Origin of the sequence: Brucella pseudintermedia (assembly GCF_008932435.1) — a bacterium.
Lineage (GTDB): Bacteria > Pseudomonadota > Alphaproteobacteria > Rhizobiales > Rhizobiaceae > Brucella > Brucella pseudintermedia.
The window spans coordinates 1-2817 of record NZ_WBWE01000035.1 but is presented as its reverse complement, the minus strand read 5'-3'; the positions used below and the strand labels follow the sequence as shown (position 1 = coordinate 2817).

The window sequence follows — 2817 nt, the reverse complement described above, 5'->3', positions numbered from 1 at the left end:
GTAACCGCCCGATTGTTACCGTGGAGAATATGTCTTGACGCGGGCGACGATTTCTTCGTCATCGACAAAGCATTCGAGGAATTCTTGCCATTTTTCGGCTGATTGACGCGCGTCGACCAGCATCTGTCTGAGTTCATCGATGCCGTCGTCCGTCAAAGCGGAAGTGGTTTGATCGTCGCCGGTTACGACAGTGACTATGTTTCCATAGGTCAGGTTATCGTCATTGCGGATGATCGCATACAGAAGGTCAGCATCCTCGTTGAGCATTTCGGCGACATAGTCGAGCGTGAAGACAAATCTGACCGTCGCCATCAGGCTGCCTCAGCATGTTCTGCTGTGAGAGGCTTCCAGTTCCAAGGGAGCAACTCATCGAGCCGATTGATTTTGTGATCATGAATGCGGTCGAGCACATCGGCCAGATAGGCTTGCGGGTTGATGCCGTTCATCTTCGCCGTTTCAATGATCGTCATGGCGCGTGCCAGAGTTTCCGCGCCAGTATCCGCGCCTGCGAATAACCAATTCCGGCGCCCTACTCCTATCGGCCTCAGGGCTCGCTCCGCAGCATTGTTGTCCATGGCCACACGCCCGTCCTCCAGGAACAGGGATAATGACGGCCATCTGCTCAGCCCATAGCGCAAAGCCTTCGCCAGTTCGCTTTTGCCCGGAATGCGAAGCAACTGCTTTTCCGCCCACGCGCGCAGTTCCTCGACCTTTGGCTTGCTGTGCTTTTGACGCGTGACAAGCCGTACATCGGCGGGCCGACCTGCAATATCCCGCTCGATATCATACAGCGCGCCGATCCGATCGAGAGCCTCGCGCGCAATCCCGGATTTGTTCGCGGTCCAGATGTCATGAAAGTCACGCCGCCAATGTGCCCAGCAGGAAGCTTCGCGGAAGCGGCGCTTCCCGTCCGATCCCGGCTCATATAACTTCGCATAGCCTTTATAGCCATCAGCCTGAAGGATGCCGCTCGCCTCTCGCAGATGATGGTGGACGTGCTCTTCCTTCCAGTCGGGAGCGAAGTAATAAACCGCACCCGGCGGTGCGCCGCCTGCCCATGGACGCTGATCGCGGACATACGTCCAAATCCTGCCCTTCTTCACACCTTTGCCCAGTCCCTTGTCGCGCAATGAGCGATCCAGCACCCGGATCGGCGTATCGTCAGCATGGAGGAGATCGCTTTTCATGATCTCGGTCTCAATACGCTCGATCAGTGGCCGAAGCACTTGCATGGCACGACCGCACCAGTCCACCAGTGTGCTGTCAGGTATATCGACACCCATCCGCGCGAAGATCTCGTTGAGGCGATAGAGCGGCAGATGATCGTCGAACTTCGAGACCAGAATATAGGCCACAAGGCCCGCACCAGCCATGCTACCCGGTATCGGGCGGCTGGGCGCAGGAACCTGCACCATCTTCTCGCAACAACGGCACGACTTCTTTGGCCGGGCGATCTCGATAACCTTCATCGTCGCTGCGACCATGTCGAGGATTTCGCTGACATCCTCTCCGACAAGGCGTAATTCTCCACCGCAGGCAGGGCAGCAATGACCGGGATCCAGTTCCCGGCGTTCGCGAACCGCATTTTCCGACACGCGCGGACGCCGGCGCAGCGGTCTGGTTTGTGATGTCTCATCCGGGACGCAAGCCGGATCGTCTTCAAGCTCCTCGACGGTCGCGGTCTCGTGTTCGGCACTGGCAATCAACAGATCCTCAAGCGCCAGTTCCAGTTGCGCAATTTCCCGCTCGATCTTTTCAGAAGACTTGCCGAAGACCTGTTTCTTCAGCCGGGCAATGCGTAGCCTCAGACCCTGGATCAGGTGATCATGCGCTTTCAAAGCCGCCGACATCTTCGCATTCTCCGCCTGCAAGGCGGTGATCATCGCCTTCAGAAAGGCTGGATCATCAGGAAGATTTGAGCTCGCATTCGACATGATCCTGACTAGCACAAATCAGGACAGGACGCCATAAAAACAAGTAGTTTCAGTAAGATAAAATCAACCGACACGTGCCGGCGGAGCACCCCAGTCCGGGCGTCTCCAGTCTATTCCTTCCCATAACATCGCCAGTTGGGCTGCTGTCAGCCGAGCTGTCCCATCCGCCGCTGAGGGCCAGGGGAAACGGCCTTTCTGCAGAATTTTATAATAAAGGCAAAATCCCTGGCCATCAAAATACAGCAGCTTCACCCGATCGCCACGCCGCCCGCGAAAGGCGAAGACAGCTCCCCCAGTTGGCTTCTGACGCAAGACATCCTGTGCCAACATCGAAAGGCCCTCAATACCCTTCCTCATGTCTGTGACGCCGCAGGCAAGATAAACCCGAACGCCGGTGCCCGGTCCAATCATGCCTGTTCCACCGCCCGGATGAGCCGCGTCAGCACCGTGCCTTCCACTTGGCTGCCAAAACAAAGTCGACGGCCGCAGCGCAATTGCAATTCAACCATTGAGGATGAAGCATCGACGGAACTGTTCGCCTCAGAACCGAGTGGAGCGTCAGTCATGTCAACGGGAAGAAACAAGGGCTCCGGCGAGGGAGGCAGAAGCCCCTTCCTCTTCAACTCGCTACGCCACATATAAATCTGCTGCCGCGATACATCGTGACGTAGCGAAACTTCTGTTACTGTCGCGCCATCAACCCCAACCGAACTGACTATCGCAAGCTTCTCTTCGACCCGCCACCGACGGCGGCGTTCGTGACCCAGTATCTCCATCCGCATCGTCTACCTCAATCTCAAGACACGTCATTAACGTCGTCGCTAAAGACGTGTCTTACGTCACGAGGCTTTGCTTCAACAGGCGGTAGCAATCGGGCCGTTAC

Annotated in this window: 4 protein-coding genes; all 4 read right to left on the bottom strand. The window is 56.8% G+C overall.

Annotation, left to right across the window (positions count from 1 at the left end; genetic code table 11):
- Window positions 1-15: 15 nt before the first annotated feature.
- On the bottom strand, window positions 16-312 hold the full coding sequence (locus F9K78_RS21765) for a hypothetical protein (RefSeq protein WP_101990360.1): 297 nt from the start codon (window positions 310-312) through the stop codon (window positions 16-18).
- On the bottom strand, window positions 312-1934 hold the full coding sequence (tnpC, locus tag F9K78_RS21760; protein ID WP_101990361.1) for an IS66 family transposase: 1623 nt from the start codon (window positions 1932-1934) through the stop codon (window positions 312-314). The genes F9K78_RS21765 and tnpC overlap by 1 nt, the downstream gene beginning before the upstream one ends.
- A gap of 63 nt (window positions 1935-1997) precedes the next feature.
- Window positions 1998-2345: an IS66 family insertion sequence element accessory protein TnpB gene (tnpB, locus tag F9K78_RS21755; RefSeq protein ID WP_011982990.1), complete on the bottom strand. Its 348-nt coding sequence runs from the start codon at window positions 2343-2345 to the stop codon at window positions 1998-2000.
- Window positions 2342-2710 carry an IS66-like element accessory protein TnpA gene (tnpA, locus tag F9K78_RS21750; RefSeq protein WP_162929840.1) on the bottom strand — a complete coding sequence of 123 codons (369 nt, stop codon included), beginning with the start codon at window positions 2708-2710 and terminating at the stop codon, window positions 2342-2344. The genes tnpB and tnpA overlap by 4 nt, the downstream gene beginning before the upstream one ends.
- Window positions 2711-2817 lie beyond the last annotated feature (107 nt).

What these genes read in the sequence shown, in the direction of transcription:
- tnpA (WP_162929840.1), bottom strand. Translation starts at nt 2,710, where the DNA reads ATGGAGATACTGGGTCACGAACGCCGCCGTCGGTGGCGGGTCGAAGAG.
- tnpB (WP_011982990.1), bottom strand. Translation starts at nt 2,345, where the DNA reads ATGATTGGACCGGGCACCGGCGTTCGGGTTTATCTTGCCTGCGGCGTC.
- tnpC (WP_101990361.1), bottom strand. Translation starts at nt 1,934, where the DNA reads ATGTCGAATGCGAGCTCAAATCTTCCTGATGATCCAGCCTTTCTGAAG.
- F9K78_RS21765 (WP_101990360.1), bottom strand. Translation starts at nt 312, where the DNA reads ATGGCGACGGTCAGATTTGTCTTCACGCTCGACTATGTCGCCGAAATG.